The sequence below is a fragment of the Pseudomonas sp. genome (assembly GCF_037994325.1).
Taxonomy (GTDB): domain Bacteria; phylum Pseudomonadota; class Gammaproteobacteria; order Pseudomonadales; family Pseudomonadaceae; genus Aquipseudomonas.
In genome coordinates this window covers 1-5251 of the sequence record NZ_JBBNAH010000494.1, presented here as the reverse complement: position 1 = coordinate 5251, position 5251 = coordinate 1, and the positions used below count along the sequence as shown (strand labels likewise).

Annotated in this window: 5 protein-coding genes; 3 read left to right on the top strand and 2 right to left on the bottom strand. The window is 60.8% G+C overall.

The annotated features are described in order from the left end of the window. Together AAAB16_RS16825 and AAAB16_RS16820 are read right to left on the bottom strand one after the other, a co-directional pair. On the bottom strand, positions 1–385 hold a 385-nt coding region (locus tag AAAB16_RS16825), incomplete at its 3' end, for a hypothetical protein (RefSeq protein ID WP_340664353.1). 107 nt (positions 386–492) lie between these two features. Next, positions 493–1944: an efflux transporter outer membrane subunit gene (locus AAAB16_RS16820; RefSeq protein WP_340664352.1), complete on the bottom strand. Its 1452-nt coding sequence runs from the start codon at positions 1942–1944 to the stop codon at positions 493–495. A gap of 90 nt (positions 1945–2034) precedes the next feature. Here AAAB16_RS16820 and AAAB16_RS16815 point away from each other — a divergent pair, with 90 nt between their 5' ends. The 3 genes from AAAB16_RS16815 to AAAB16_RS16805 all read left to right on the top strand — a co-directional run. Further along, entirely contained in the window at positions 2035–2649 is a 615-nt protein-coding gene (locus tag AAAB16_RS16815) for a TetR/AcrR family transcriptional regulator (RefSeq protein ID WP_340664351.1), read from the top strand. A 79-nt stretch (positions 2650–2728) separates the two neighbouring features. Next, a complete protein-coding gene (locus AAAB16_RS16810; protein WP_340664350.1) occupies positions 2729–3841 on the top strand; it encodes an efflux RND transporter periplasmic adaptor subunit in 1113 nt (370 codons plus the stop codon). After that, a partial coding sequence (locus AAAB16_RS16805) for an efflux RND transporter permease subunit (protein ID WP_340664349.1) occupies positions 3838–5251 on the top strand: 1414 nt, incomplete at its 3' end. The genes AAAB16_RS16810 and AAAB16_RS16805, both read left to right, overlap by 4 nt.

Sequence of the window (5251 nt, the reverse complement as noted above, 5' to 3'; positions counted from 1 at the left end):
AGCGGCCGTAGATCTCGAGCACGCGACGGTCTCCCCAGCGGCCGCGCTCGGCCAGTACGTCGTAGATGGCGAAGCGCTTGGCGTATAGCGCCTTGAGCTGGTCTGGCATGGCAAATCCATTCTGCGTTTCGGCGTTCAGCAGGTCCGAGTCGGCTACCGGTTCCAGCCACTCGAATAGCGTGCCGTCGCGAACGTATTGGTCGAAATAAATCTTGTAGGCTTCTCCATCCTGGTAGAACGCATGCAGGCTCAGGCAGAACGAAGTAAAGCGGTCCAAAGCCTGGGGCCAGGTCTCCTGCGTATCGCCGCGCAGGTAGTCGCCGTACCTGTTTACCCCCGATGCCTTGGGCTTGATACCCAGAATGCCTTTGAGTTTTTTCCACATGGTGAAGCCCTGATCAGGGGTTAGAAACGCGCGTTACTGGCGGGTGACGGGCCACGCTGCGCGAATAATCATACCCAAGGCCGCGCGAGGGGTTGTGTGCGCCCGGTTTAAAAATTGGCGATCTGCTCTGGGGGTTCCCAGCCGCCGCCTAGCGCGCGGAAGGCGGCCACGGCAGCTCGCGCCGATTCTGTTTGCGCCTGAGCCCTTTCATCCGAGGCGCGTAGCAGGTGTTCGTCGGCATTGAGCACGTCGATCAGGCTAGCCGTGCCATTTTGGTAGGCGATGAATGAAGATTCTCTAGCGCGGGTGAGCGATGTTTCGCCGGCTTCGAGGGTGGCTGCCTGGGCCTGGCGATTGACCAGCGCCGAGAAGGCGTTTTCGACGTCTTCGCTAGCGCGCAGCACTGACTGGCGATAGGCCGCTAATGCTTCGGCCTCTTGGCCTTTGGCTTGATCGATCTGTGCGTTGATACGGCCAAAGTCGAACAGCCGCCAGCGTAACCCCAATACGCCCGCTGACTGACTGGCGCCGCTGGTGAACAGATTGCCGCCGCTGGTGGTGGCGCTGCCAAGCAAGGCACTGAGTGAAAACTTCGGGTAGTACTCGCTGATTGCCATGCCGATCCGGGCATTCGCGGCCACTAGACGCCGTTCGGCGGCGATAAGGTCGGGCCGGCGGCGAAGCAAGTCGGCCGGCGAGCCGCTTGCCGCGAGCTGTGGCGGGCGTGGGATGGCGCTGGTGGCCGCTAATTCGCTGCGATGGGTGCCAGGCGGTGTGCCGAGCATCACGTCCAAGGCGTTCATGGCCGCATCCAGGCCGGTACGTAGGACAGGCACGCTGGCCTGAACCTCGGATAACTCGCCTTCGGTCTGATACACCTCAAACTCGGCGGCAAGACCTTGGCCGTGCAGCAAACGAACCTTCTGCAGTAACTCCTCTTGGGTGCTGACTTGGCGTTCGGCAATCGCCAGTCGCGCCTGCAGCCCGCGAATAGAGGTATAGACGTCAGCGGTTTGCGCGGCGACGGCGAGGCGGGTAGCGATTACTCCGGCTGCGGATGCCTGATACTCGGCGAGTGCGGCTTCTCGGTCACGTCGTAGGCCACCGAAAGCATCTAATTCCCAACTTGCTTCGAGGTTGGCCTCGTAGCTATTACCATAGCGGTCATATCCGGGCGTGGAATTGAGCACGCGGCCTAGGGGTGTTTCTACCGACTGGTAGGCGCGCGCTGCCTGGCCGTTGACGGCAGCGGATGGCAGTAAAGCGGCATTTGCCGCCCCTAGTCCTGCTCGTGCTTGAGCAACACGCGCTTGCGCTTGCGACAGGTCGAGGTTCTGCGCGAGCGCCTCTGTCACCAGCGCGCTCAGATGAGGGTCGCCAAAGCCTTCCCACCAGACGGCGAAGCTGGCTGGGGCTGCTGTGAAGGGGCGCTCAACAGCGGCCTGGCCCATGTAGTGGTCGGCCAGCGGCGCCTCTGGACGGAGATAATCCGGGCCGACCGCACACCCTGTTGCCACGCTGGTGCTCAGCACAAGAGCAAGAATACGGAAGGGGGGCATCATGGTTCTCTTCGCTCGAAAAATTGTGTGACCATATTATATATTGGTCACTTGATGTCAATCAGCTCACCGTGGAGTTAAGCTGTCGTCATGAATGAAACTTTGCATACACCGTCCACACGTGGGCCTCTGGATCACGACGTTCGCGATCAGGTGATCGAGGCGGCAACGCAGCATTTCGGCCACTACGGTTACGAAAAGACCACCGTCTCGGACCTGGCGAAAGCGATTGGTTTTTCCAAGGCCTATATCTATAAATTCTTCGATTCCAAGCAGGCCATCGGTGAGGTGATCTGTACCAATCGATTGGCCATGATCATGCAGATTGTTGACGCCGCGATCGCTGATGCGCCAACAGCGTCCGAGAAGCTAAGGCGCCTATTCCGCTCTATTTCGGAGGCTGGGAGCGATCTTTTCTTTCGTGATCGCAAGCTCTACGACATTGCTGCGGTCGCCTCGCGGGACCAGTGGCCGTCGGTCAAAGCGCATGAATTGCGCATTCGTGGAATCATCCAGCAGATCCTGCTCGAGGGGCGCGAGTCGGGTGAATTTGAACGTAAGACGCCGCTAGACGAAACCGCCAACGCGATCTTTTTGGTCATCCGTCCGTACGTCAATTCCGCGCAGTTGCAGTACAACCTGGACGCAGCGCCAGAAGCCGCCGTGCTTCTGCCGGCATTGATACTGCGCAGTTTGGCGCCTTAGCTATCTGTTGTGACTGTTGACAATATTGGTCACTGGTCGAAGAATGTGGTTCCTGCATTGCTCTTGAGTAAGGGACACCATGCGCTTCAAGCCAGCCACCGTTGTCGTCTGTTTACTGCCTATCGTCCTGGTGGCGTGCGGCGATTCCTCTGTTAGCCAAGACCCGCGTAACAAGCCGCCGCTGGTAAGAAGGGTTGCGGTCGAGTATTCGCTCGAGGCCGCTCGTTCTTTCACCGGGGTCGTGGTTGCTCGTACCCAGAGTGACCTCGGCTTTCGCGTGGCGGGCAAGATACTTGAGCGTCTGGTCGATGCAGGCGAAACCGTTAAACGCGGTCAGCCGTTGATGCGCCTCGACCCCATCGACCTGCAACTGCAGGCGCGGGCACAGCAGGAGGCGGTTGCGGCGGCCAAGGCGCGGGCCAAGCAAACGGCTGACGATGAGGCCCGTTATCGCAATCTGGTTGCGGCTGGTGCGGTATCGGCATCGGCTTACGACCAGATCAAGGCTGCCGCTGATTCAGCCAAGGCCCAGCTCAGCGCGGCCCAAGCTCAGGCCGACGTGGCGCGCAATGCGACCAGCTACGCGGCCTTGCTGGCCGATGCCGACGGCGTGGTAATGGACACATTGGCCGAGCCGGGGCAGGTTGTCAGTGCCGGCCAACCCGTGGTGCGGCTGGCGCGGGCAGGGCAGCGCGAGGCTATCGTGCACCTCCCGGAAACGTTGCGGCCGGCTCCAGGCTCCACGGCCCAGGCCACCCTGTATGGCAACGCGGGCAGCGCCGTGGCGGCCAAGCTGCGTTTGCTCTCCGAGGCGGCGGACGCCACTACGCGCACCTTCGAGGCCCGTTATGTGCTCGAAGGCCCGTTGGCCAATGCACCGCTGGGTTCAACCATTACCCTGCGCATCGCCGAAACAGAGGCGCTTGGTCAGGCGCTGCAAGTTCCCATTGCCGCGCTCTACGATCCAGGTAGCGGCACTGGCGTGTGGGTTGTCGCTGGCGAACCGGCGAAAGTCTCTTGGCGTCCCGTTCAGGTGTTGAGCATTGGCGATGATACGGCGCGGGTAGCCGGCAAACTCAGTGCTGGCGAGCAGGTTGTTGCGCTGGGGGCGCACCTGCTGCGTGATGGCGAAGAAGTGCGGCTTGAACATGCCGCACCCGCTCCTGTAGCCGTAGCCGGGAGTCAGCCATGAGTGGAGGGCGTTTCAACCTTTCAGCCCTTGCCGTGCGCGAGCGCTCCATCACGTTGTTCCTCATCCTGTTGATTGCGGTTGCTGGGGTTCTGGCGTTTTTCAAGCTGGGGCGTGCGGAAGATCCTCCGTTTACCGTTAAGCAGATGACCATCATCTCCGCCTGGCCGGGGGCCACCGCGCAGGAGATGCAGGATCAGGTTGCCGAGCCGCTGGAAAAGCGCATGCAGGAGCTTCGTTGGTACGACCGCAGCGAAACCTACACCCGTGCAGGGCTGGCGTTCACCATGGTGTCGTTGCTCGACACTACGCCGCCCTCGCAAGTTAAGGAGGAGTTCTACCAGGCCCGCAAGAAACTTGGCGATGAAGCCAAGACCCTACCAGCCGGGGTCATCGGGCCGATGATCAACGATGAATTCTCGGACGTGACCTTCGCCGTCTATGCCTTGAAAGCCAAGGGTGAACCGCAGCGCCAACTGGTGCGTGACGCCGAGGCATTGCGCCAGCGCTTGCTGCACGTACCCGGTGTGAAGAAGGTCAATATTATTGGCGAACAAGCCGAGCGTATTTTTGTGTCCTTCTCCCATGATCGTCTGGCGACGCTGGGGGTGACACCGCAGGATATTTTCGCCGCGCTGAACAGCCAGAACGCGCTGACACCTGCCGGTTCGATTGAAACCAATGGGCCGCAGGTGGTGATGCGTCTGGACGGCGCCTTCGACAAGCTGGCGAACATTCGCGACACGCCCATCGCTGTGCAGGGGCGCACGCTGAAGCTTTCCGACGTGGCCACGGTTGAGCGCGGTTACGAAGACCCCGCCACCTTTCTGGTTCGCAACGGCGGTGAGCCGGCCCTGTTGCTTGGCGTAGTGATGCGAGAAGGGTGGAACGGCCTCGATCTTGGCCAGGCACTCGACGCAGAAACGGCGAGCATTAACGACGGTATGCCGCTGGGTATGACCCTCAGCAAGGTCACCGATCAGGCGGTAAACATCAGCTCGTCCGTCGACGAGTTTATGGTCAAGTTTTTTGTCGCGTTGCTAGTGGTCATGCTGGTTTGCTTTCTCAGCATGGGCTGGCGCGTGGGCGTTGTGGTCGCGGCGGCGGTGCCGTTGACGCTGGCCATTGTGTTTGTGGTGATGGCGGCCTCGGGCAAGAACTTTGACCGCATTACCCTGGGCTCGCTGATCCTCGCCCTGGGCCTGCTGGTGGACGATGCCATTATCGCCATTGAAATGATGGTGGTGAAAATGGAGGAGGGCTATGACCGTTTTGAGGCGTCGGCGTATGCCTGGAGCCACACGGCCGCACCGATGCTCTCCGGTACGCTGGTCACGGCCATCGGCTTTATGCCCAACGGTTTTGCCCAGTCCACCGCCGGTGAATACACCAGCAATATGTTCTGGATTGTCG